Source organism: Methylobacterium sp. W2, assembly GCF_020662345.1.
Classification (GTDB): domain Bacteria; phylum Pseudomonadota; class Alphaproteobacteria; order Rhizobiales; family Beijerinckiaceae; genus Methylobacterium.
On the sequence record NZ_VMOA01000011.1, the window covers coordinates 46165 to 68547 of the forward strand.

Consider the following 22383-nt stretch of genomic DNA (forward strand, 5'->3'; position numbering starts at 1 on the left):
GGCCCACGGAGATGGCAATGGCCCTGAAGACGACGTTCGTGGTCCAGACCTTCGTGATCAAGCGCAAGCGCCTCGTGCCCGGCGACCGCGAGATCACGCCCACCGAAAGCGGCGCGTTGAAGAAGGCGGAGGCCATGTCCGGCCGCATGCCCGGCACCGCCGCCCTGAAGGTGGTGGCCGACGACGAGACCGGCGAACTCGAGAGCGCGACGATCCTCGGCCAGTTCGGCGAGGTCCCCGACGATTTTGCCGAGAGCCTCACCGGAGGCTGACGCGACGGCGCGCGTGAAAACCGCGCAGGCTGGCGCCATCGGCAACGCATCCCCCGTTCGTGCGTAGGCTTGGAGACTTATCCAGACCTCGCAGTGACCGGAAACCCCCGCCGATGAAACACAAGCCCCTGCGCGAGCAGGTGATCGTCATCACGGGCGCGTCGAGCGGCATCGGCCTCGCCACTGCCCGCATGGCGGCCGAGCGGGGCGCGCGCGTCGTCCTCGCCGCACGGAGCGGGGATGTCCTCGCCAAACTCGGCGAGGAACTCGGAGGCCCCGGCCGGGCCGTTTCCGTCGTTGCCGATGTGGGACGCCGCGAGGATGTCCAGACCATCGCCGACACCGCCATCGCCACCTTCGGCGGTTTCGACACCTGGGTGAACGTCGCCGGCCTCACCGTCTATGGGCCGCTCTCGGAAATCACCCAGGAGGACCACGAACGCCTCATCCAAACGAACCTCTGGGGCACGGTGAACGGGTCCCTGATCGCAGTGAAGCACCTGCGCCGGCGCGGGGGGGCGCTCATCAATGTCGGGAGCATCGCCTCGGACCTCGCCTTTCCGTTCCAGGGCCTCTACGCGACCTCGAAACACGCGGTGAAGGGCTTCACCGATACGCTGCGGATGGAGCTGATCGCGGAGGATGCGCCGGTCTCCGTCACGCTGATCAAACCCGCTTCCATCGATACCCCGCTCCCCGACCGCGCCCGCAACTACATGGACCGGCGGCCGACCCTGCCGCCGCCGATCTACCCGCCGGAGGAGGTCGCCAACGCCATCCTTCACGCAGCGGAGCACGGACAGCGCGACATCATCGTCGGCGGCGGCGGCAAGCTGTTCGTCATGGGCAAGGAATTCGCCCCCGGCGCCTACGACCAACTGGCCTCCGCCATCATCGCGCTCCAGAAGCGATCCGAGCCGGCAGAGCATTCCGAGGGGGCCCTGCATGCTCCGCGCGACGCGGGCGAGGTCAGGGGCTCTCCACCGTTTCCCGTCATGCGATCAAGCGCCTATACCCGGGCGACCCTGCATCCCCTTGTGACCTTGAGCGCAGTGGCGAGCCTCGCCGCCACCGCTGCCCTTCTTCTCGGCCGCAAGCCGTCCCCGCGAAGGCGGTCCTGAGATGGCGGAAGTGATCGACGGCCAGTCCCGGCGGGATGCGTCTTCCCCACCGGTGCCGGTCCGGGCGGATATGCCGCCGCGCCGCTTCCTCGACATCCCGGACGGGCCGCGGATCGCCTATGTGGAGGCAGGGTCGGGTCCGGACCTGATCCTCGTCCACGGCGCGCTGATGACCCTGGACGACATGTGGCTCGGCCCGATGGAGGCACTGTCGCGGCATTTCCGCGTGGTTGCCATCGACCGGCCCGGTCATGGCGAGAGCGAGCATATCCGCCTGAGCGATGCGTCGGTCTGGCGGCAGGCCGAGATCGTCCGTGAGGTCTCGCAGGGCTTGGGGCTCCGGCGTCCGCTCCTCGTCGGCCATTCCTTCGGCGGGGCCGTCTGCCTGGCCTTCGGCATGGCCTATCCCGACGAGGCGGGCGGCGTGGTCGCCATCTCGCCGATCTGCTTTCCCGAGCTTCGCCTCGAGCAGGTCCTGTTCGGTCCACGCGCCAGCCCGATGGGCGGGGACGCGCTGTCGCGGATGCTCGCCGGCAGCGACGCGCTGCTGATGCCGTTGCTGTGGCGGGCCATGTTCCTACCGCAGCCGATGCCGGCGCGTTTTGCCGCCGAGTTCCCCTTTGGCCTCGCGGGCCAGTCCCGGCGCCTCGTCGCCGATGGCGAGAACGCCAACATGCTGTGGAGCGACCTGTCCCGCAGCGCGCTCACCTACGCGACCTGCCGCGTCCCCGTGGCCATCCTGTGCGGCAGCGCCGACATCGTCACCAACCCGCTGATGCACGGGCGGCAGGCCGCACGCCTGATCCCGGACGCGACCTTCCGATGGCTGCATGGCCTCGGCCACATGCTCCATCACTTCGCTGGCGAGGCCGTCGTTGACGCAGCGATCGAGATCGACCGGCGGCGCGCCAGCCGCGCTTGAGGCCGGCCGTGGTCCGACTATGGCGCTCTCATTCGGTGCGTTCGACGGGTGCCCCCTCGACTTCGCTGAGCGGGACCGTCTCCCCGTCGAGCCCGTTCAGGAACGGCGCGGCCGCCTCGGCCGCCGCCATCTCGATGGCGCGGTAAGCGCGGACCAATTCGGTGCCGGATGCCGTCAGGCGCGCGCCGCCGCCGCTCCTGCCGCCGATCTGGACCTCCACCACCGGCCGGCCGAAGCCGGCGTTCAGTGCCTCGGTGAGGGTCCAAGCCCGCCTGTAGGACATGCCGATGGCCCGGCCCGCCGCCGAGATCGAGCCATGCTCGGCGATCATTTCGAGGAGCTGGATCTTGCCGGGACCGACGCGGTTGCCGGGGCCGAGATCGATCCGGATGCTCAACCTCGCCATCTGCCCGCCTCCCGCCCGCCCGACACCCCGGACCCGTTCCGATGAGGGGGCGACGATAGGCCGAATGGCCGGGCATTTCGACCGCGCGCACCGGGCGGGCGATCCTTGAGTGATCGATATGTCTGGATGTATATAGCGCTATGCCGGGCTATCGTCATCCTCGTGGCCGCCTGACGGTTTTACCCCACTGCATGCCTTCGGAAGACCATTCATGATGTCCACGTCCCTCCGTGCCCTCGTCCTCGCCGGCTTCGTCGCCCTGGCGCCTGTTATCCTCGCTCCCGCCGCCCGAGCCGCCGAGACGGTTACGGTGTTCGCGGCGGCGAGCCTGAAGAACGCCCTCGACAATGCCGGCAAAGCTTTCACGGCCAAGAGCGGCGTCGAGGTGAAGGCGAGCTACGCCGCCTCCTCGGCCCTGGCGCGGCAGATCGAATCCGGCGCACCGGCCGACCTGTTCGCTTCGGCCGATCTCGAATGGATGGATGATCTCGGAAAAAAGAGCCTGATCCGCCCCGAGAGCCGGGTGAATCTCCTTGGCAACCGCATCGTCGTCATCGCCCCGAAGGATGCCGGGACCGCCGCCGTGCCGTTCACCGCCGAGGGCTTCGCCGCCGCCCTCGGACCCGACGGGCGTCTCGCCACCGGCGAGGTCAATTCGGTGCCCATCGGCAAATACGCGAAAGCCGCCTTCGAGAAGCTCGGCCTTTGGGGAGGCCTACAGCCACGCCTCGCCCAGGCCGACAACGTGCGGGCCGCTTTGCTGCTGGTCTCGCGCGGGGAAGCGCCGCTCGGCGTGGTCTACGAGAGCGACGCCAGGTCCGATCCGGGGGTGAAGGTGGTGGGCGTGTTTCCGGCGGACAGCCATCCCCCGGTGGTATACCCGTTCGCCGTCACGGCCGAGGCCAAGGGGGAGGGCGCCGCCAAGCTCCTCGACTTCCTGAAGAGCGCAGAGGCGAGGCCCTTCTTCGAAGCCCAAGGCTTCACCATCCTCGGCGCCAATTCCGCACGGTAAAAAGGAAACACCATGAAGATCAGCGCGCGCAACACCCTCAAGGGCAAGATCGTCGCCGTCGAGAAGGGCGCCACCACCGCCCATGTGAAGATCGAGATCGCCGACGGCACCGTCGTCACCGCCTCGATCACCAACGAATCGGTGGATGCGCTCGACCTTACCGTGGGCGGCGAAGCCTATGCCGTCGTCAAATCCTCCGACGTGATGATCGCCGTCGATTGAAGAGTTGCGGGAGGCATCGTCCCCACCGGGGCGTTGCCTCCCGACCGATCGGGGATCCTCATCCCAGCGACCAGAGCCGTTCACCGCTGAAGCGCACCGCCAGTCCGCGCGTGACGAGGCGCTACCTCCACCGAAGATCGAGGCCGTTCAGGCCGGGCCGGGGAGAGAAGTGAAAATTCACTCTCCCAATGCGCTCGTCGCCAAAGACTTTGCGCCGATCTACCCTGAAAATCGAAAATCCATTCCGTTGACAGAGACTGTAAGTGCCTCATGATACGAGGGCAATCTTGAATAGTTTCTGTGCGTGACCGATCAGTATTGAGAAAGTCTGTCGGTTCTGTTGTGATCGACTGCCTCGACACTTCTGTCGCGGTCTGGTTCACGCCGTTCCTTTGGAGCGGCGATCGGCCTCCCATGGCCTGTCCGGAGCTCACGCCGACCCGACGTCCAACGGAGCTGTCCCATGTCCAATCCGAGCACGTCCAATCCGAGCACGACGACAACGCGCCCTGCCGCCTCGCTTCACCCCGAGACCCTCGCCCTGCATGCCGGCTGGCGCGCCGATCCGACCACGGGCTCGGTGGCGGTGCCGATCCACCAGACCACCTCGTTCCAGTTCCGTGACACGGCCCATGCCGAGAACCTGTTCGCCCTGAAGGAACTCGGCCATCTGTACACCCGCGTGACCAACCCCACCGTCGACGTGCTGGAGCAGCGCCTCGCCGCCCTCGAAGGCGGGGCGGCGGCCCTGGCCCTGGCTTCCGGGCAGGCCGCCTCGGCCCTGTCGGTGCAGAACCTCGCGCGGGTGGGCGACAACATCGTCGCCTCCACCGACCTTTATGGCGGCACCTGGAACTTGTTCGCGAATACGCTCCCCGAGCAGGGGATCGAAGTCCGCTTCGTCGATCCGGCCGACCCGGAGAATTTCCGCCGCGCCACCGACGATCGCACCCGCGCCTATTACGGCGAGACGCTGGCCAACCCGAAACTCGCCGTCTTCCCCATCGCGGAGGTGGCCGAGATCGGCCGGAGCTTCGGCATCCCGCTCATCGTCGACAATACGGCGGCGCCGCTCCTGGCGCGCCCGTTCGACCACGGCGCCGCCATCGTGGTCTATTCCACCACCAAGTATCTCGGCGGCCACGGCATCGCCATCGGCGGGGCGATCATCGATGGCGGGCGGTTCGACTGGTCGGCCAACCCTGAGCGCCAGCCCGCCCTCAACACCCCCGATCCGAGCTATCACGGCGCGGTCTGGACCGAGGCCGCCAAGCCCCTCGGCCCCATCGCCTATATCCTGCGCGCCCGGGTCCGGCTGCTGCGCGACCTCGGCCCGTCGGTCTCGCCATTCAACGCCTTCCTGACTCTGCAGGGGCTGGAGACCCTGGCCCTGCGCATCGAGCGCCACAGCCGCAACGCGCAGGCGGTGGTCGACTATCTCGCGGCCCGGCCGGAAATCGAGCGGGTCATCCATCCCTCGCACGCCACCGGCAGGGCGCGGGAGCGGGCGGAGAGATATCTCAAAGGCGGCTATGGCGGCCTCGTCGGGTTCGAACTCGTCGCCGGGCGCGAAGCCGGCCGGCGCTTCATCGAGGCCCTGTCGCTGTTCTATCACGTGGCCAATATCGGCGATGCGCGCAGCCTCGCCATCCATCCGGCCACCACCACCCACGCGCAGCTCTCCCCCGAGGACCAGCGCGCCACCGGCGTGTCCGACGGCTATGTCCGCCTCTCCATCGGCCTCGAACATATCGACGACATCCTGGCCGATCTCGATCAGGCGCTGGCCTCGGTCGGCTCCTTCGCGAAGGCCGCCTGACCGTGGCGGCCTCCCCTCTGGCTTCATGGACAGCGCCCGAATCCGGTGCTCAAGCCGCCTCGATTCCCCGTCTCGACCTGCGCCGCCTGGATGCCGGACCGGCCGAGCGGGAGGCCTTCCTCGCCGAACTGCGCGCCGCCGCCCGCGATGTCGGCTTCTTCCACCTCGTCGGCCACGGTATCGCGGCGGCGGAGATCGCGCAGGTCCAAGCCCTGGCCCGTCGCTTCTTCGTCCTGCCTCTCCCGGAGAAGCAGGCCGTGGCGATGGTGCGCTCGCCGCATTTTCGCGGCTACACAGCGGCCGGCCGCGAGATCACGCGGGGCGCGCCGGATTGGCGCGAGCAATTCGATGTCGGCGCCGAGCGCGAAGCCCTGCCGCAAACCGCCGCTTCGCCCCCCTGGACCCGGCTGCAGGGGCCGAACCAATGGCCCGTCGGCCTGCCGGAACTCCGCGTCGGCCTGCTGCGCTGGCAGGCGGCGGTGACGCAGCTCGGCATCCGCCTGCTGCGCGCCTTCGCCCTCGCTTTGGGGCAGCCGGAGGATGTGTTCGCCCCGATCTACCAGGGCGCGCCGAACCAGCACATCAAGATCATCCGTTATCCCGGCCGCGAGGCCACGCAGGGGGACCAGGGCGTCGGCGCCCACAAGGACAGCGGCTTCCTGACCCTGCTGATCCAGGACGGGCTGGGCGGCCTCGAAGTCGAGGGGCCGGATGGCTGGATCGCGGCCGAGCCGGTGGAGGGGAGCTTCGTCGTCAATATCGGCGAGCTGCTCGAACTCGCCTCCAACGGCTATCTGCGTGCCACGATCCACCGGGTCGTCACCCCGCCGGCGGGGCGCGACCGCCTCTCCGTGGCGTTTTTCCTCGGCGCCCGCCACGACGCCACGGTGCCTCTCCTCGACCTGCCGGCCGATCTCGCCGCGGAGGCGCGCGGGCCGGCGAGCGACCCCGGCAACCCGCTCTTCCACGAGGTCGGCCGCAACTACCTCAAGGGCCGCCTGCGTTCCCATCCCGATGTGGCGGCGCGGTTCTACGGCGACCTCGCCGTGACGGGGGCCGCATGAGCGGCGGCCCCCGGCGTGTGATGTCCGGCCTGCTGAACGCGTTCCTGCGCGGTCCGCCCTGGCACGACGATGGTCCGCGCGGCATTCCCGACGCCGCTCATCTCGGCGGTGTCGCCGCCATGTTCAGCCACGCCACCTTCCTCAGCGAGGTTTCCCCTCCATGGCCGCCGACATCGCCGTCTCCGACCCGGAGCCCCAGGCCTATCGAGACATCCGCGCGGCCAACGCGCGCTATGCGGAGAGTTTCGACAAGGGCGACCTCGCCCTTCCGCCGGCCCGCCGGTTCGCCATCCTGACCTGCATGGATGCGCGCCTCGATCCGGCGAAATATGCCGGCCTCGGCGAAGGCGACGCCCATGTCATCCGCAATGCCGGCGGACGGGCCAGCGGCGACGCGATCCGCTCCCTGGTGATCTCGCACAAGCTCCTCGGCACCGAAGCGTTCTTCGTGATCCACCACACCGATTGCGGGATGGAGCTGTTCACCGATGCCGTCATCGGCGATCTCCTCGCCGACAATCTCGACACCGCGCGCTTCGACGGCACGGAATGGTCGAACCCGCATCATGGCGGTGGCTCGCCCGCCGGCTATGCCATCGACTGGCTGACCATCCCCGAACAAAGCCATGCCGTGACCTCCGACGTCCGGCGCATCCGCGCGCATCCCCTCGTGCCGAGCCGCATCCCGATCTTCGGTTTCGTCTACGACGTCGCCACGGGGCTCCTGAACGAGATCGCCGCAGCCAGCGAGGCCGGCCGGCCCACGCCGCCGCTCCATCTCGGGTAGGGCGCTGCCATGAGACGGACCCTATGGCCGATCCGCGCCCGCTCCCGTCGGATGCTGCAGCGCAGGCTGCGGAGGGCGAGGGCGTTCCACCCGGCCCTGTTGCGCCAGCGAGCCAGGCTCCCGGCCGATGCGTCGGCTGACGAAACAGCTTCGGAATAGATGCGTCCCGCTCAGAGCCTTTTTGATTGAATGTTTCAGCGGATGCTCATGCCAAAGTAGATCGTCTGCCAAAGTCGATCATCCAAGCAGACCTCCTCATCCTGACGCGCCCGCGTCAGCGGGCCTCGAAGGAGGCCTCCCGTTGACGCGCGATCCCTGGAGCCCTCCTTCGAGGCCGCTACGCGGCACCTCAGGATGAGGTAACGCCTTGGAAAACAACTCAAACAAGCTCTCAGCCGGGCGCGCCCGCTGCCGGGATCGCGGCGATGCCGGCCGAGGCGGCCCAGGCCGTGAGGTCGGATTTCCGGATCGCCTCCGCCATCAGGTCGGGGAACAGGTCCGGCGTGCAGGCGAAGGCGGGCACGCCCAAAGCGGCGAGCCGGCCCGCCAGCGCCCGGTCGTAGGACGGCGCGCCCTCGTCGGACAGGGCCAGCAGCGCCACCACCTGCACGCCCGAGGCCACCATCCGCTGTGCGCGCGCCAGGAGCCCGGCCTCGACGCCACCCTCGTAGAGGTCGGAAATCAGGACCAGGATCGTGTCCTCGGGGCGGGTGATCCGGGATTCGCAATAGCCCATCGCCCGGTTGATGTCGGTGCCGCCGCCGAGCTGGACCGAGAACAGCACCTCGACCGGGTCTTCCAGCTCGTCGGAGAGGTCCACCACCTCGGTGTCGAACACCACGAGGCGGGTGGTCACCGCCGGGAGTGACGCCATCACCGCGCCGAAGATGCTCGAGTAGACGACCGAACTCGCCATCGAGCCGGATTGGTCGATGCACAGGATCACGTCCTTAAGGCTGGCGCGCTGGCGCCGGCCGTGGCCGAACCGGGTCTCGGGGATGATGGTGCGGTACTCGGCTTGGTAATGGCGCAGGTTGGCCCGGATGGTGCGGTTCCAGTCGATCTCCGCATGGCGCGGGCGCCGGTTCACGCTGGCGCGGTCGATGGCCCCGGTCACCGCCTGGCGCAGGGGCTCTTCGAGCTTGCGCATCAGGGCCTCGACGACCTTGCGCACCACGAGGCGGGCCGTGTCCTTGGTCTTGCCGCCCAGCAGCCCGCGTAGGGAGATCAGGGTCGAGACGAGGGCGACGTCGGGGACCACCGCCTCCAGCATCTCGGGCTCGGTGAGCATGCGCTTGAGGTCGAGGCGCTCGAAAGCATCGCGCTGCATCACCTGCACCACGGAGGCCGGGAAATAGTCGCGGATATCGCCGAGCCAGCGCGGCACGGAGGGGGACGAGGCGCCGAGCCCGCCCTTCCGGTCGGAATCGTAGAGGGCGCCGAGCGCCCGGTCGATGCCGACATCGCGGCCCGACAGGCCGCAGCCGGTGCCGTCCGCCGCGCCCCCGCCGAGGACGAGGCGCCAGCGGCGCAGGCGCTCGGTGTCGCTCATGGCGTGTCCTCCGTCGTCTCGTTCTCCACAGGCGCCAGGAGGAGGCGCAGGATCGGCAGCACCCTGGCGGCGCGTTCGGCATCCAGGATGCGGGCGGATTCCCCTCCTTCGGAAAAACCGGCCCGATGGCGGTTCAAAGCCTCGCCGATGGCGCGTCGCTCGCCCTGAGAAATCGTCGCGAAGGTGCGTCGCAACAGGGGGAGCAATTCGGCAAAGAGCGTCCCGTCGAGGCCGGAGAGCCATTCGTCGAGGACCGCGAGCAGGGTGCCGCCGTGGACCAGGACCGTGCCGCTCTCCTCCAGGAAACCCTCGATCCAGGCGGCGGCCGCCATCGTGCCGGAGGCCCGGGACAAAGCGAGGCGAAGCCGATCTCCGGCCTGCTCCGCCGTGAGGGCCCGGTCGTCGAACAGCAGCCGCACGGCGCGTCCGACGACGCGGCCATGCACATGGGTCTGGTCGGCCAGGCCGCGAAGGGCCTCCTGCCAGACCGCCTTCAAGTCGGGCTCCTCCAAGAGGGAGATCGCGGCGTGGACGCCCATGATCCGCCGCATGGCCGACGCGGCGGCCTCGTCGTCAAGGCTCTGGCAGGCCGCCGTCAGCCCGGCGGCGGCGCGGGGCACGAGCCCGCGCACCACGCCGAGCACCGGCCCCGTATCGGAGGAGCGCACGGACCCGTAGCGCGCCAGTTCGGCGAGCGGGGGCAGCGCCTCCATAAGGTCGAACACGTCCGCCGAGACGGCGGCGCGGTCGTTGAGGGCGTGGATCACATCCTCCCCGGCTCCGGCGAGATCGGCGTCGAGGAGCGTGCCGATGAGGCCGGCCAGTTCCGCGACGCGGGTCGCCTCGCGAGCCCGCCTCCGAACCCGGCTGGCAGCGGCCTCGGCCACCGTGCCGCCATCGGCGGAGGCGGCGACCAGATCCACCACCCATTCGGGCTGCCAGGACAGGAACCACGCCTCCTTGAAGGTGCCGCGCCCGCGCGCCTGCTGGCGCCGGCCCCAGGGAATGCCGATGAGATGGAGCCGGTTGAGGAAATGGCTGCGGGCGAGGTCGGTGTCCTTGCGCAGGTCGAGGACGAGGTCGCCCGCGACCGCCTCCGGCTTGAGGCGCAGGCTCTTGCAGATCGCGGCGAAATCCGCCTCCACCGGTGTGCCGGGGCTGTCCGGCGGGGTCGCGCCCAGGCGCTCGCCGATGACGAGCTTGCGTCGGATCAGCGCCATCGGCGCCGGATCGGCGAAACACAGGGTCGCCTGCGCGGCCTCGTGCAGGTCGTCGAGGGACGGGCGCGCCCGTCCCCGGAACCCCGCCAGCGCCTCGGCGAGGCGGACGGCTTCGATCACCGAGGCCGGCGAGGCGTCTAGGTCCTCGGCACGGAGCAGGGCCGCCGCGCGGGCGAGCCAGCGGGCGGCGACGCGGCCCTCGTGATTCCACAGGGTATCGTACCATTCCGGCGAGAGCACCCCGGCCCGGTAGCCGCTGGCGGTGGCCAGACGCTCATAGGACCAGGGCGCCCAGGCGGCGGCGACCTTGGTCTTGGGCAATCCCTTTAGGGTCGCCGCATCGAGGCCGACCTGCCCCTTGGCGTCGTGGCGCGCCAGCGCCGGGGCGTGCCAGGCCCCGCAGATCACGGCGATGCGGGCGAACCCCTCTTTGCCGGCCTTGCGGATCGCGCTGCGCATATGGGCTTCGCGCGCCTCCTCGCTGGGGGCCTCCTCCGGGTCGGTACCGGCATCTTCGCGCAGCGCCGCCATCGCCTCGGCGATGGCGTCGAACACGTCGCCGTCCTCGCCCGCCCGACTTTCAACAAGCGCGTCCCACCAACGCTCGCCGTCCGGAAAGCCGGCCAGCGCGGCGAGTTCGCCGAGCGGGTCGCGCCGGATCGCCGTCGATGCCGGAAGGGGAGTGTCCTCCTGCCCCGCCTCTGCCACCGGCTCCGCGTCGAGGGGCGCCGGAGCGGGGGATTCCTGCTCCGGCGGTTCTTCCTCGGGGGGGCCTTGCGGCGCGCCGAACCCGTCGGCGAGCTGGATCGCGTGCGGCAGGTCGATGAAGCGCAGGGTCGCTCCATGGTCGAGGCCGTGGCGCATGGCCACCCATTCGGGCGAGAAGGCCGCAAAGGGGAAGAAGGCGCAGGTCTGCGGCCGGTCCGCCCGGTAGACGAGCAGGGCCACCGGCGGTGCCATCGCGGGGTCGGAGACGAGGGGGATCAGAGCGTCGGCATCCGGCGGCCCCTCGATAAGCAGGCAGTCGGGCCGAAAGGCATCGAGGGCCGCGCGCAGCGAGCGGGCCGAGCCCGGCCCGTGGTGGCGGATGCCGAAGATCCGAACCTCAGGCATCGCGGCCGGGGGTGGTGGGGCGAAGGCTCATGCGAAGGTCGTCCTCGTTGATGCGGTGGGGGCTGGCAATCGATGTCCTCGCTCGAACGGACGCGAGCCCCCCTCTCCCCGCTTGCGGGGAGAGGATCACGGGCACCTTGTCGTGCCCGTGATGAGCGGAGCGATGGTGAGGGGGCGATTCCGAAAGTGCCTCGGTCGGAATCACCCCCTCACCATCGGCTGCCGCCTTGACGCGCTCCCCGGCAAGGGGGAGACGCGTCCCTCTCCCCGCCCGGCGGGGAGAGGGGATGCTCAACCGTCGCTCCACACCACGAGCGCGGAGAAACGGCCCGCCCTCACGCGCTCTCGCGGGCGGCGCGGTAGAAATCCTTCCACTCCGGCCGTTCCTTCACCACGGTCTCGAGATATTCGCGCCAGACGATAGCGTCCTGCACCGGATCCTTAATCACTGCGCCACTGATGCCGGAGACGAGGTCGTGGGCCGAGAGGTGGCCGTTGCCGAAATGAGCGGCCAGCGCCAGCCCGCTGCCGACGACGCTGATCGCCTCCGCCGTGGAGAGCGTGCCGGACGGCTGCTTGACCTTGCTCTTGCCGTCGGCGGTCACGCCCTCCCGCAACTCGCGGAAGATAGTGACGACGCGGCGGATCTGGTCGGCGCCGGGCAGCTCGGCCGGGATCTCGAAGGCGCGCCCGAGGGCGGCCACACGGGTCTCGACGATGGCGATCTCGGCCTCGATCGTGGCCGGCGGGGGCAGCACCACGGTGTTGAAGCGACGCTTCAACGCGCTCGACAATTCGTTGACGCCGCGATCCCGGTTGTTGGCGGTGGCGATGAGGTTGAAGCCCCGGGCGGCGGCGATCTCCTCGTTGAGTTCCGGGATCGGCAGGGTCTTCTCGGAGAGGATCGTGATGAAGCTGTCCTGCGTCTCGGAGGGGATGCGGGTCAGTTCCTCCACGCGGGCGATTTTGCCTTCCTCCATGGCGCGCACGATCGGGCTCGCCACCACGGCCTCGCGGCTCGGCCCCTTGGCCAGCAGCAGGGCGTAGTTCCAGCCGTAGCGGATCGATTCCTCGCTGGTCCCGGCGGTGCCCTGCACGATGAGGCGCGAGGTGCCGCAGATCGCCGCCGCCAGATGCTCGCTGACCCAGCTCTTGGCTGTGCCCGGCGTGCCGAGGAGGAGGAGCGCCCGATCGGTGGCCAGCGTCGCCACCGCCACTTCCATCAGGCGCCGGTCGCCGATGTATTTCGGCGTGACCTCGAACCCGGAGCCGAGCCGCCCACCCATGAGGTAGGTGACGACCGCCTGCGGCGAGAGCAGCCAGTTCGGCGGACGCGGCCTGTCATCGGTGCCGCGCAGCGCCTCCAACTCCTCGGCGAAAGCGTCCTCGGCGGCCCGGCGCAGCTGCGTCGTCTTGGTTCCGTTGGTCGGGCTCATGCCTCAGGCGAACTCCCATCGGATGGTGGCGCGCAACGCGAGGATCTCGGCGAAATCCTCGATCTGCCGGCGCAGGTTGTCCTCGGCCTCGTCCGGCAGCCGGGCGAGGATGGCGGCGGCGGAGGCCGCATGGTCCTCGTCGGGCCAGGCCCGTTCGGCGAGGCGGGTGAGCAGGTAAGCGGAGGCGAGATCCTTGCGGTCGGATTGCGAGGTCCGCGTCACCGAGGCGAGCCAATCGAGGAGGGCCGCCGTGAAGGCCGCGGACAGGGAGGAGGGCGCCTGCCGCAGGAGGGCGAGGATCGTATCGATCTCCCCCTTGCCGAGCATCCGCGCCACCGTGGCCTCCCATTCCGCATCGGGGAGCAGCCGCGCGGCGCGGGTCCAGATTTCGCGCAGCGCTTCGCTTGGCTGAATCCCCGATAGGCGTCCGGCGAATCCCTCGGCCAGCACCGTGACCATCGCCCGCGCCCAGTCCAGGTCGCGCTCGCGCCGCGCGGCGCCGAGAAACCCGTCGACGATGTGCAGCGGCCATTCGCTGCGCAGGGCCAGCTCGATCCATAGCCTCGGCGGATGCTCGGCGAAGGCGTGCAGCGGGGCCGCGGCGACGATGGTGCGAAGCAGGCCGGCTTTCGTGCCGCCGCCATGCCGTTCGTAGGCACGCGCCTCGATCCCGTCCCGGGCGAGCGTCGGAGATTCCTCCGGCAGCGTGACAACCAGGTTGTGTTTCATCCCGCCGAGGAGTTTTCGGCGGCTCTCGATCGCCAGGATCGTCCTGGCCCTCGCCGCCATGCGCGAGGCGAAGAGCGATCCGGCAAGACGCGGCAGCAGCGCCTGTGCCGCCGACCGGACGCCGCTCGCGCGATCGTCGAGGCAGGTCTCGAGGAAGGGTGCGTCCGCCTCCGACAGGCCGATCTCCAGGGCGGAGACGAGGTTCTGGCGCATCTCCGCCTTCTCGGCGCGGAACCCCGCTTCCAGTTCGAGGCGGGCTCCTTCCGGATCGCGCAGGCGGAAGGCGACGAAGGCGGCGCGCCGCTCGGCGGGGCTCGCCTCCGCCCCATCCGGAGCCGTCGGCGCGGCGTCGGTGCCGCGGCCGGCACAGGCCTTGTCGAGCCAGTCGAGCTCCTCGCCCGCGATCGCGTCGATGGTCTCGCCCCACTCGCGCCGGTAGGGCGCCAGGGCCGGGAGCAGCCAGGGCGGCGCGCGCATCCCCCGCTCGGCGGCGAGCTCACACCACTCCCTCACGCGGCCCCGCGCCTCCGTGCCGGCTGCGAGGAGCAACCCGAGCCGCGCCGCCGCTGCAGGCGGGCAGGGACGGCCCTTCGCCTCGCAGGGCGGCGCCGGCGTGAAGGCCTCGGGCGGAAGGCCGCTGCCGGCGAGATGGTGGATACCCGCGACCGCGACCCGCGTCAGCAGGGCCATGCCTGGCTCTGCGCACGGAAGCGCGCCAGCGACCGTCTCGAAATCGGCGGGGGCGGGGGAACGGTCGGCCCCGAGCAAAGCGGTGACGAGGGCCGTCTCCCAATCGTCGAGGGTGGAGGTGCCGAGGCTCATCACGCCGCTCTCACCAGGATCGGCCGGGGATCCTGGGCCGGGACCGCGTAGAGATGCCCGCCGGCGACCATGGCCAGGGGCGTGAGGGCGAACCCATCATAGAGCCCGAAGAGATCGACAGGGCCGCCCGCCGCCACCGCCATCAGAGGGGGGAAATGTGCGGAATCGGAGAGGATGAAACAGCCGGTGGCGTCACCCGCGGCCATGGCGCCATCCGTCCCATATCCGAGGCGCAGGCCGGACAGCCGAACCGGCCAGCGCTCGATCCACGGCGCCCTCGCCAGGGCTTCGGCGAAACCGTCGAGGGCTTCGGCGACGCTCGTCGCGCCGGGCAGGGCGCCGACCGATGCCGGTCCGGCGCGCCCCTCGCGAAAGACAGCCCTGAGCGGCGGATCGCCGGGATGGAAAGCGAGCGCGCCCGAAAAATCCTGTCCCGCCGCCGGGACCGGCGGCAGCGGCGAGCCGGGTGTGCCGTAATCGACCACCTGAGCCAGGGCGCCGCTCGCCCGTCCGGCGAGCCAGACGGTGCGGGCGGTGAGCTTTTCTTCCTCTTCCACCGCATGGGCGAGGATAGCCCACTCGTCGACGAGACCCGGCCGGCCCGCCATCTCTTCGGCGGTCACCGGATAGCCGATGGCCGCGCGGACGCCTGCGGCCTGTTCGGGCGTGAGCCGTTCCAGGCGCCGGGCGGCCCGGGCCAGCAGCGAGAGGCGGCCGAGGGCGAGGGCGAGGCTGGCTTCCGGACGTGAGGCTTCCGGACGTGCCGCCCCCGACACGGGCGCGGCCGCGATGAGGCCCGGCATGGCCCGGACCCTGCGGGCGAGGCCCGGGGCCTGTCCATCGACGAGACGCCCCGCCATGCGATCCCAGAAGGCATAGGGCTCGCGCCGCACCGTCGCGAGACCGCGCCGCATCAGGTCGCCGAGCCAGAGGTCGAGTTCATCCAGCGCCGCCGAAACCTTGCCCTCGCGGGCCTGACGGCGCTTGACCTGCCCCTTCTCGTCGACGGGGGCCGGGGCCGCCTGGGCCCGCGCCTCGGCGGAAATGGCCCGGCTTTCGCGGCCCCGAATCCAGGCGGCGACCCAGTCGGGCGGCGCGGCCTCGGAAATCGGCGTGGTCGCATCCACCAGCATCAGCCCAAGGGCGTGCTTGCAGGGAAACTTCCGGCTCGGGCAGGTGCATTTCGAGGCCGGACCGGAGAGATCGGTCACCGTGCGATAGGGATTCGCTCCGCTCCCCTTGATCTCGCCCCAGACGACATCGCCCGCCCGCCCGAGCGCGCTCCACTTGGCCGGTTTCGCCTGATCCTGGCCGGCCTTGCGGCTCGACGCATCGGGAGCGAGGTCGAGGATTTGCGCGGAGGTGAGGCTCATACGGCGATGGGATGAGGGTTCCGAACAGGGCTACTTCGAGGGAGCGTAGCCAGCCGAGGCTGTAAAGCAAGCTTAAATCGGGGGTCGGCGTTCTTAAGAAGAAATCATTAATAAAACTTGCTAATTATTAATGTCAATATTTCGTCGCGCAAAGACAAAATCCGCAGGTGAAGTGGCTGATTCCGGCGGGGTGAATGATTGGGCCGTCATGGTTCTGTATCCGTCAGGTCTTTGCCCTCGCAAACGACTTCGGGGCGGATGTCGTCCTTCTCCACCGTAGGAGATCGGGCGGGGAGTGTCCTCCACCTTGCCAGTCCGGACCGTCGGCATGGACGATCCTGAGCGGGGTCGATCGCTCAAGCGGTTGCCGGGCCGAGTGAACTTAATGCCGGCCGTCGCGTTCCCAGTTCTGGTTTCAGCTAAGGAATGGCGATGCGCATTGAGGAATACCGCGAGCCCACTTGGCCCCGGCCCCGTGCCACGGATCTGAATAGCGCGCTCACCGAAACCACGCGGCGTCGTCTCGGCGAAGAGCTGCAGGCCCTCTACGAGCCGATCATCGATGAGCCGCTGGATCCACGCCTTGCCGAACTCATGAGGCAACTGGAAGCGGACCGGGACCGGTAAGGCAGAGTTTGGTCGAAAGATCGAGGACGATCCTCTCCGTGTTGTCTGACGATCTCTCTGGCGGCCAATGTGCCTCGACTCCGCTCAGGTCCTGTCGGACCTCGGAGGCCGATGAATGGGCGGAGCGGCTTTGCAGCGAGCCCGTGCCTTGGCCGCCTTGTTAAGGGCAAGAACGCACGCGGCCTGGATCCAGCGGCGATCCAGGTTCGAACGGCCAGAGTCTCGGCGGCACCCTGGCGTCCCGGGACGGACCGGACCGGTAAGCCGCCCAATTGTTGTCCTGGATAGCTTTCGGTCGCTGCAGGGCGCCGGTGCGGCACTGTCTGTCATTAAGCGTATGGCTATGGGCTTGAGGCGCCGCAAGGTAACTCGCAACGCCAAGAATCCACAGTGCGGGCCGCGACGCCGGCTGGTCCTGCGGATCGACGGTCGATCCGATCGGACGCTGGTCCAGGGGGATGGCGGCAACGACAAGCTCTTCCTTATCGGAGCCGAAACCTTCACGTTCACCGATACGAGCTTCAAGAGCATCGAGGCGGTCTATGTGCGCGAGGCCCTGACCCTCGATCTGTCGGGCGTCACCACAGGCACGACGATCGTCCTGCAGAACGTCGACGATACGTCCGCCACGGTGGCGGGCACGAAGGGCAATGACATCATCAAAGCCGGGGAGGGGAGCGCCGACATCAATGGCGGCACGGGCAGCGACAAGCTGTATGCCGGCTCGGGGGGGCGATACCTTCACGTTCCAAGCGAATTTCGGGCGCGACAACGTCTATGGCTTCGTGAAGGGCTTCAACCATCTCGACGTATCGGCCCTCGTCAGCCGCTTTGAAGACATCAGCATCACTGAGCTGAATGGCGGGGTGAACACGCTCATCACGTTCGCAGGCGCCGGCTCTGACAACAAGGTCATCCTTCACGATGTTGTCTCGACATCCTTGGATGCTACGGATTTCGGATTCCTGATCTAGCAGATCTCGTTCGAGCGACCTGCACCAAGCCCGGCTGGATCACACCGCGCCGGGCTTTTTGCTGGCAGGATGCCAGCCGCCTGGCTGGGAGACGACGACTCATGCCCGGCCCCCGGCCGCCTCCTCACCCGGGGCGATCACCCTGTCCGCTTCGCCCTCGGTTCATCACCATGGGCTTCCGTCTTCCATCGTCCCGTTGTCGTGAGAGAGTGGCTTTGCCATCGCGCGGCCTCTAACCGATCGCGTAGGCCCCGCACGAAGCCTCCGTATCGCCGCGTCCCTGGATGGCCTCGCTGCGGCGTCATCTCACGACGAGCGGGCGATGCGTCCTATGGTCGAACAGGGCCAAGGCGTGCCGAAGATCGCTCCGAAACTGGCGAACCCGAAGTCCCGCCTCGGTATCCGACTGCTGCATGGCGCCCTGCGCGTCGCCAGCACCCGTTTCGTCCGCCGCGTTTTCGGGCACGCTCTTCTCGCGTCCTCCGAGGGCACCCGACTTCTCTGCGTACGATGGCCCGGCGGCGTGAGGACCGAACGGACGGCCCTCCTAAAACACCGCTCGATCCGATCCTGATCCGGGGTGCTACGTCGCCGTGCGGAACCGAGGCCTCGTGTCGGCACCGGTTCGGCTGACCTGCCCGGCGTCTGGTCATTACGAAGGGGGGCGAACGGGGGTCGGCTCGACGGTCAAGCCGCGTCCACGCATCAGGATTCCCGACTCCGAGCGCGTAGCGCTTCTCACTATCGTTACCGATACAGACGGAATCACCTGATCACGATCAGGGCGGTCCCAGGTCCGAAAGGGCGGGCTTTCGTCGTCGGCATGGCGTTGATGCGGCCTGCGTCAGGTTCGCCGTCACCGGAACGGCGCGGATGGCCATGGGTTCGCGTCCCGGGGAACGGTTCCCCGGAGCATGGTCCCATTGCAGACATCGACGCCACGGTTGCGTTTTCTCGTCGCGGAGAGCGAACCACCGGAGGCCCGCGAAAAGCGCCGGGACAGCGTCGGGCGCTCGTCGGGCGAGACCTTCGTCGAGATCCTGGGGCGCCTTGCGCCGGGGGCCGTCTGCCACCGGATCATGCCGGCGGACGCGGATTGTGCCCTTCCGCAGGGCGAGACCCTCGGCGGATACGATGCGGTCTTCCTGTCGGGGTCGCCGCTATCGCTTTACGAGGAGACGCCGGAGGTCAGGCGCTCGCTGGTCTTCATGGGCGCATTGTTTGGATCGGGAACACCGTCTTTCGGGTCCTGCGCCGGCCTGCAGGTGGCCACGGTCGCAGCCGGTGGTACCGTCAGGCAGAACCGGAACGGCCCCGAGGCAGGTTTCGCCCGACGGATCGTCCCGACCGAGGCCGGGCGCTCCCATCCGTTATTGAGGGGCCGCCCCGCCGCCTACGACGCGCCCAGCATCCATAGCGACGAGGTCGAGACGCTCCCCGACGGGGCGATCCTACTGGCAAGCAATCGGTCCACAATCGTGCAGGCCGCGGAGATCCGGCATGCCGGTGGCACGTTCTGGGGCGTCCAGTACCACCCGGAGATCGGCCTCGACGAGGTCACCGGGGCCTTGCGACGTCAGGCGGGCGATCTGGTCGAGTGCGGCTTGGCCCGCACTCGGCGCGAGGTCGAGGACCAAGCCGACCTCGTCGAGGCGCTCCACCGTGAGCCCACCCGGCGCGACCTCGCGTGGCGGCTCGGGCTGGACGACCAGGTCACTGACGAGGTCAACAGGCAGGTTGAGATCGCCAACTTCATCGAGGCGCTGGCTATCCCGAGGTGGAACGGGCGCCGGTGACGCGCCTGTCATCGAGCCGAGGCGGCCCTTGTCTCGCCCGTGAGCTTAGGCAGCCGTTTTACGGAGCTTTGCGACCTTGTCCTCAAGCTCTTTCGCGGCCTGACCGAATAATTCGGAACGCCTGCGAAGGACCTCCTGCTTTCCTTTCTTGCCGGCAGCCTGGGCCTTCTCATCGGCCTTTTGGGACTTGGCCCGGAACCGAATCGCGAGCTTCTCGGAAGCTTCGGCGATCTTGCCGTTTGTTTCGGTCGTTTCCAGCTTGAGCCGGTCTTTATGATCGTTCTTGGCCATAGGCATCACTCCTTCGTCGCGTCGCCGATAGGGGACGCGACGCGTCCTCATAACGGTCCGGTTCGCGATTGGCACTTTCCGGACGGGCTGTGGCGTCGCCTGCTGCAGGCCGCCCGGAAGAGGGCACCGGTTTGCCCTCGCGGGAGTTGTAACATCTCCACGGGCCGGACGAGTGAATCGATTCCAGCGGGTGACGAGGACGGTCACTGCCCCTACCGTCATGCATGTGACGCGGCGCAAAGCCGTGCACTGCCGACGAACGGTCGGGCCTGGGAACCGGAGGAAACAGGATGGCCAGCCCTATGTTCGACGAGACCAACATCACCTGGCGGACGCTCGATTGGCTCCCGCATATCGCGTTCTTCGTCTACAAGGTCGACGAGGAGAACCGCATCGTCGACGTCGTGTTCAAATTCGCGGCCAACCAACGCGTGATGCTGCATCGACACAAGAGCCCCTACGTGACCCTCGTGATGCAGGGTGAGCTGAGGTTCTACCGCGAGGACGGCACGCTGAAAGAGATCCGCCCGACGGGCAGCTACGTGTCGGGCGTCGCGAATGGTGACGCGCATATGGAGGGTGGCGGCGACGAGGACGCCATCGTTTTCTTCAGCAACCGCAACATCGAGGACGCGCTCTACGAGTTCCTCGACGAGTCGGGCAACCCCGTTCAGGTTCTCGGCATCGCGGACTTCAAGGCGCAGCTCGAAGACCAGATTGCGACGGGCACCTTCGCGAAGGTCACCGCTCGAGCCGCGTAGCTATGACGAATGCCGGGGATGCAAAGGCTTTCCCGGCCTTCGCGGTGACGATGAACTGACGTTGCCGGTCATGCGTCCGGCGAGGTGATGATCAGCTCCGGCGCATGCGTTCCTGAACCGCCCCAGGTTTCCCTGAGGCTTCGATTCTTGAGGGGGATGGAGCCATGACGAAGTGAACCCCACCGTATTCCCCCTGAAAGGCCTGACCCGTGCTTACGATTGACCACGTGTCATGGCGTTGATCTGTCGGCCCTCCCGGCTGCACCCGCGGCAAAATGGGCCACGTCATTTTGACGATGCTCGGCATAGTCGCGCGGATGGTGCGAGGGTTCTTCCAGGAGTGCCAGCGCAAGGGCATCGAGCGCGCGAAAGGCACTTTCAGAAGGCGTAGCGAACTTGGCAATAGGGCATCAGCTCGGCCAGATGATCCTTGAGACGCGCGATCCATCGCCCCTTCCAGCCGGTTCGATAGCGCAGGTTGTCGCCGCCACCCTGCGACCGTTTCGCCTCCTGGATGTCGGGCCGCCAGAGCAGGTCCTCCGCGCGGGGATGCCAGTTCAGATTGACCGCGTGAAGATCCGCATTGTGCGTGAGCAGGATGATCTCGGCCTTGAGCTGCGCCTTGGCCGCCGGGCCGATGCGATCGTCGATGGCGGTGAACAGGTCGCGCCAATCGGCCTCCCAGCCTTCGTAGAGGATAACCGGCGAGAAGTTCACGTGGACTTCGAAACCGGCCGCCACGAAATCGTCGATCACCGCGATGCGCTCATGCATCGGGGCTGTACGCACATCCACGACCTTCGCGATCCGCTCCGGCATCAGCGAGAAGCGGATACGGGTCTTGCCCTGGGGATCATAGGTGAGCAGCTCCCGGTTCACGGCCTTCGTGGCAAAGGAGGCCTTGGCGTTGGGGAGGTCGCGGAACAGCCCGATCATGTCGCGCACGTTGTCCGACAGGGTCGCGTCAACGGAAAGGTCGCCATTCTCACCGAGATCGTAGACCCAATGCGCCGCATCCACCGTATCCGGCTCGGTTAGCGGTCCCTGGCGCGCGGCATGGCGGGTGATCGCGGCGCAGACCTGCTCGATGTTCACGAAGAGGGAGATCGGGTTGGCGAAACCCTTGCGCCGGGGGACGTAGCAGTAAGCGCAGGCCATCGCGCAGCCATTCGAGGTCGAGGGCGCGATGAAATGGGCGCTGCGCCCGTTCAGCCGCATCGTCAGGCCCTTCTTCACACCGAGCACCAAGGTCGAGCGCTTGATCCGCAGCCAATCCTCGGCAGAGCCTTCGTTGCCGTGCAGGTTCGGGATGTTCCAGTGCGACGGGACCTCGATCCGCTCGGCATGAGGAAAGCGATCGAGGATCGCGAGCCCGCGCGCGAAATTCGCGACGGCGGGTTCGTGGTAGATCGTCTGAATATCGAGGATGTCGCGGGATAGGGCCATGCGGTGTCCAACGGTGCGCCGTTGCACCTCGGCAGACAGATAGGGCGGGTGAGCGCCGGCGAGGATGACGTTCCCGCCAGGGACGCGGTCAGCGTCGCGGAGCAGCCGCTCGAAAGCCGATCTCGTGATCCGCGGAGGGGCGGCCAGAATGCGGCTCAGCGAACACGTCGTTAACAGGAAGTTACCGTCCGCCCCTTTGTGGCAGCGCCGAATCATGCGCTTAAGGCGCTTGCGTTCGGCTCCCGTCGCAGGAGGTGAAACCATTGTCCTGGCTGCAGCGTATTCCAGGCATGGTCAGTTTCGACATGCTCATCGATGATCTGGAACGGGAGAAACAGGCTCTCGCGCAGGACACCGCGTGTGGTGGACCTGCGTCCTATGCCGTCATCGATATGCTGATCGCGCTCGACCAGAAGATCTTCGCCTTGCGAATGCTGAGCGAGGACCGCTGAATTCGGCCCGGACAGGAGCGGGTCTCCGGTCCTGATGTTCCCGAAACTTCCGGTCTCTCCGCACCGCACCAAAGGGCCTGAGCGCCTCGACCGGCACTCGGTCGCCTTGCGGACTCGGTGACAATCGAGTTCCGGGCAGCCATCGATTGTTGGGATCCCGCATGTC

The 22383-nt window shown here is 68.3% G+C and carries 23 protein-coding genes; 14 read left to right on the forward strand and 9 right to left on the reverse strand.

Features of this window, described 5'->3' with window-relative positions; genetic code table 11:
* Positions 1 to 17: 17 nt before the first annotated feature.
* The 3 genes from FPV16_RS08165 to FPV16_RS08175 all read left to right on the forward strand — a co-directional run bounded on the left by FPV16_RS08165 (position 18) and on the right by FPV16_RS08175 (position 2315).
* Positions 18 to 272, forward strand: a complete 255-nt coding sequence (locus FPV16_RS08165; protein ID WP_227437724.1) for a hypothetical protein — start codon at positions 18 to 20, stop codon at positions 270 to 272.
* A 113-nt stretch (positions 273 to 385) separates the two neighbouring features.
* Entirely contained in the window at positions 386 to 1393 is a 1008-nt protein-coding gene (locus tag FPV16_RS08170) for an SDR family oxidoreductase (protein WP_227437725.1), read from the forward strand.
* Between the two features lies 1 nt (position 1394).
* Entirely contained in the window at positions 1395 to 2315 is a 921-nt protein-coding gene (locus FPV16_RS08175; RefSeq protein WP_227437726.1) for an alpha/beta fold hydrolase, read from the forward strand.
* Positions 2316 to 2343: 28 nt separating this feature from the next.
* Here the strand turns inward: FPV16_RS08175 and FPV16_RS08180 are convergent, their stop codons facing one another.
* Positions 2344 to 2721, reverse strand: coding sequence for a winged helix-turn-helix domain-containing protein (locus FPV16_RS08180; RefSeq protein WP_227437727.1), 378 nt, complete (start codon positions 2719 to 2721; stop codon positions 2344 to 2346).
* A gap of 214 nt (positions 2722 to 2935) precedes the next feature.
* Here FPV16_RS08180 and modA point away from each other — a divergent pair, with 214 nt between their 5' ends.
* The 4 genes from modA (at position 2936) to FPV16_RS08200 (ending at position 6838) form a co-directional block, all read left to right on the forward strand.
* The gene (modA, locus tag FPV16_RS08185) at positions 2936 to 3733 is read left to right on the forward strand and encodes a molybdate ABC transporter substrate-binding protein (protein ID WP_227437799.1); all 798 of its coding nucleotides are present in this window, start codon (positions 2936 to 2938) and stop codon (positions 3731 to 3733) included.
* Between the two features lie 12 nt (positions 3734 to 3745).
* Positions 3746 to 3955 carry a TOBE domain-containing protein gene (locus FPV16_RS08190; protein WP_227437728.1) on the forward strand — a complete coding sequence of 70 codons (210 nt, stop codon included), beginning with the start codon at positions 3746 to 3748 and terminating at the stop codon, positions 3953 to 3955.
* A gap of 463 nt (positions 3956 to 4418) precedes the next feature.
* Positions 4419 to 5774, forward strand: coding sequence for an O-acetylhomoserine aminocarboxypropyltransferase/cysteine synthase family protein (locus FPV16_RS08195; RefSeq protein ID WP_227437729.1), 1356 nt, complete (start codon positions 4419 to 4421; stop codon positions 5772 to 5774).
* A gap of 2 nt (positions 5775 to 5776) precedes the next feature.
* Positions 5777 to 6838: an isopenicillin N synthase family dioxygenase gene (locus FPV16_RS08200; protein ID WP_227437730.1), complete on the forward strand. Its 1062-nt coding sequence runs from the start codon at positions 5777 to 5779 to the stop codon at positions 6836 to 6838.
* On the opposite strand, the gene FPV16_RS08205 is transcribed toward FPV16_RS08200, so the two are convergent.
* Positions 6805 to 6969 carry a hypothetical protein gene (locus FPV16_RS08205; RefSeq protein WP_227437731.1) on the reverse strand — a complete coding sequence of 55 codons (165 nt, stop codon included), beginning with the start codon at positions 6967 to 6969 and terminating at the stop codon, positions 6805 to 6807. The two genes, FPV16_RS08200 and FPV16_RS08205, sit on opposite strands and share 34 nt — an antisense overlap.
* A gap of 29 nt (positions 6970 to 6998) precedes the next feature.
* Between FPV16_RS08205 and FPV16_RS08210 the strand changes: the two genes are divergently transcribed.
* Positions 6999 to 7625 carry a beta-class carbonic anhydrase gene (locus FPV16_RS08210; RefSeq protein WP_227437732.1) on the forward strand — a complete coding sequence of 209 codons (627 nt, stop codon included), beginning with the start codon at positions 6999 to 7001 and terminating at the stop codon, positions 7623 to 7625.
* A gap of 127 nt (positions 7626 to 7752) precedes the next feature.
* On the forward strand, positions 7753 to 7983 hold the full coding sequence (locus FPV16_RS26405) for a CLI_3235 family bacteriocin precursor (protein WP_227437733.1): 231 nt from the start codon (positions 7753 to 7755) through the stop codon (positions 7981 to 7983).
* Between the two features lie 33 nt (positions 7984 to 8016).
* On the opposite strand, the gene FPV16_RS08220 is transcribed toward FPV16_RS26405, so the two are convergent.
* The 5 genes from FPV16_RS08220 to FPV16_RS08240 form a co-directional block, all read right to left on the reverse strand.
* A complete protein-coding gene (locus tag FPV16_RS08220) occupies positions 8017 to 9177 on the reverse strand; it encodes a VWA domain-containing protein (RefSeq protein WP_227437734.1) in 1161 nt (386 codons plus the stop codon).
* Positions 9174 to 11510 carry a DUF5682 family protein gene (locus FPV16_RS08225; protein WP_227437735.1) on the reverse strand — a complete coding sequence of 779 codons (2337 nt, stop codon included), beginning with the start codon at positions 11508 to 11510 and terminating at the stop codon, positions 9174 to 9176. The genes FPV16_RS08220 and FPV16_RS08225 overlap by 4 nt, the downstream gene beginning before the upstream one ends.
* A 335-nt stretch (positions 11511 to 11845) precedes the next feature.
* Complete coding sequence (locus FPV16_RS08230; protein WP_227437736.1) at positions 11846 to 12946, reverse strand: ATP-binding protein; 1101 nt, start codon at positions 12944 to 12946, stop codon at positions 11846 to 11848.
* A gap of 3 nt (positions 12947 to 12949) precedes the next feature.
* Entirely contained in the window at positions 12950 to 14497 is a 1548-nt protein-coding gene (locus FPV16_RS08235; protein WP_227437737.1) for a DUF5691 domain-containing protein, read from the reverse strand.
* A complete protein-coding gene (locus FPV16_RS08240; protein ID WP_227437738.1) occupies positions 14497 to 15870 on the reverse strand; it encodes an SWIM zinc finger family protein in 1374 nt (457 codons plus the stop codon). The genes FPV16_RS08235 and FPV16_RS08240 overlap by 1 nt, the downstream gene beginning before the upstream one ends.
* A gap of 432 nt (positions 15871 to 16302) precedes the next feature.
* Between FPV16_RS08240 and FPV16_RS08245 the strand changes: the two genes are divergently transcribed.
* From FPV16_RS08245 to FPV16_RS08255, 3 genes are all read left to right on the forward strand, one after another.
* The gene (locus FPV16_RS08245) at positions 16303 to 16497 is read left to right on the forward strand and encodes a hypothetical protein (protein WP_227437739.1); all 195 of its coding nucleotides are present in this window, start codon (positions 16303 to 16305) and stop codon (positions 16495 to 16497) included.
* A gap of 349 nt (positions 16498 to 16846) precedes the next feature.
* Entirely contained in the window at positions 16847 to 17332 is a 486-nt protein-coding gene (locus FPV16_RS08250) for a hypothetical protein (RefSeq protein WP_227437740.1), read from the forward strand.
* Positions 17333 to 18415: 1083 nt separating this feature from the next.
* Positions 18416 to 19267, forward strand: coding sequence for a type 1 glutamine amidotransferase (locus FPV16_RS08255; protein WP_227437741.1), 852 nt, complete (start codon positions 18416 to 18418; stop codon positions 19265 to 19267).
* 45 nt (positions 19268 to 19312) lie between these two features.
* On the opposite strand, the gene FPV16_RS08260 is transcribed toward FPV16_RS08255, so the two are convergent.
* Entirely contained in the window at positions 19313 to 19558 is a 246-nt protein-coding gene (locus tag FPV16_RS08260; RefSeq protein ID WP_227437742.1) for a hypothetical protein, read from the reverse strand.
* Between the two features lie 290 nt (positions 19559 to 19848).
* Between FPV16_RS08260 and FPV16_RS08265 the strand changes: the two genes are divergently transcribed.
* Positions 19849 to 20319 carry a regulator gene (locus tag FPV16_RS08265; RefSeq protein ID WP_227437743.1) on the forward strand — a complete coding sequence of 157 codons (471 nt, stop codon included), beginning with the start codon at positions 19849 to 19851 and terminating at the stop codon, positions 20317 to 20319.
* Between the two features lie 378 nt (positions 20320 to 20697).
* Here the strand turns inward: FPV16_RS08265 and FPV16_RS08275 are convergent, their stop codons facing one another.
* A complete protein-coding gene (locus FPV16_RS08275; RefSeq protein WP_227437744.1) occupies positions 20698 to 21765 on the reverse strand; it encodes a spore photoproduct lyase family protein in 1068 nt (355 codons plus the stop codon).
* Positions 21766 to 22028: 263 nt separating this feature from the next.
* Between FPV16_RS08275 and FPV16_RS08280 the strand changes: the two genes are divergently transcribed.
* Positions 22029 to 22217: a hypothetical protein gene (locus FPV16_RS08280; protein ID WP_227437745.1), complete on the forward strand. Its 189-nt coding sequence runs from the start codon at positions 22029 to 22031 to the stop codon at positions 22215 to 22217.
* Positions 22218 to 22383 lie beyond the last annotated feature (166 nt).

Coding starts and splice junctions, on each gene's coding strand:
- FPV16_RS26405 (WP_227437733.1), top strand. CDS start 7,753: ATGCGTCGGCTGACGAAACAGCTTCGGAATAGATGCGTCCCGCTCAGA.
- FPV16_RS08210 (WP_227437732.1), top strand. CDS start 6,999: ATGGCCGCCGACATCGCCGTCTCCGACCCGGAGCCCCAGGCCTATCGA.
- FPV16_RS08235 (WP_227437737.1), bottom strand. CDS start 14,497: ATGAGCCTCGGCACCTCCACCCTCGACGATTGGGAGACGGCCCTCGTC.
- FPV16_RS08260 (WP_227437742.1), bottom strand. CDS start 19,558: ATGGCCAAGAACGATCATAAAGACCGGCTCAAGCTGGAAACGACCGAA.
- FPV16_RS08265 (WP_227437743.1), top strand. CDS start 19,849: ATGGCCAGCCCTATGTTCGACGAGACCAACATCACCTGGCGGACGCTC.
- FPV16_RS08245 (WP_227437739.1), top strand. CDS start 16,303: ATGCGCATTGAGGAATACCGCGAGCCCACTTGGCCCCGGCCCCGTGCC.
- FPV16_RS08195 (WP_227437729.1), top strand. CDS start 4,419: ATGTCCAATCCGAGCACGTCCAATCCGAGCACGACGACAACGCGCCCT.
- FPV16_RS08220 (WP_227437734.1), bottom strand. CDS start 9,177: ATGAGCGACACCGAGCGCCTGCGCCGCTGGCGCCTCGTCCTCGGCGGG.
- FPV16_RS08165 (WP_227437724.1), top strand. CDS start 18: ATGGCCCTGAAGACGACGTTCGTGGTCCAGACCTTCGTGATCAAGCGC.
- FPV16_RS08275 (WP_227437744.1), bottom strand. CDS start 21,765: ATGGCCCTATCCCGCGACATCCTCGATATTCAGACGATCTACCACGAA.
- FPV16_RS08170 (WP_227437725.1), top strand. CDS start 386: ATGAAACACAAGCCCCTGCGCGAGCAGGTGATCGTCATCACGGGCGCG.
- FPV16_RS08190 (WP_227437728.1), top strand. CDS start 3,746: ATGAAGATCAGCGCGCGCAACACCCTCAAGGGCAAGATCGTCGCCGTC.
- FPV16_RS08180 (WP_227437727.1), bottom strand. CDS start 2,721: ATGGCGAGGTTGAGCATCCGGATCGATCTCGGCCCCGGCAACCGCGTC.
- FPV16_RS08225 (WP_227437735.1), bottom strand. CDS start 11,510: ATGCCTGAGGTTCGGATCTTCGGCATCCGCCACCACGGGCCGGGCTCG.
- FPV16_RS08240 (WP_227437738.1), bottom strand. CDS start 15,870: ATGAGCCTCACCTCCGCGCAAATCCTCGACCTCGCTCCCGATGCGTCG.
- FPV16_RS08230 (WP_227437736.1), bottom strand. CDS start 12,946: ATGAGCCCGACCAACGGAACCAAGACGACGCAGCTGCGCCGGGCCGCC.
- modA (WP_227437799.1), top strand. CDS start 2,936: ATGTCCACGTCCCTCCGTGCCCTCGTCCTCGCCGGCTTCGTCGCCCTG.
- FPV16_RS08175 (WP_227437726.1), top strand. CDS start 1,395: ATGGCGGAAGTGATCGACGGCCAGTCCCGGCGGGATGCGTCTTCCCCA.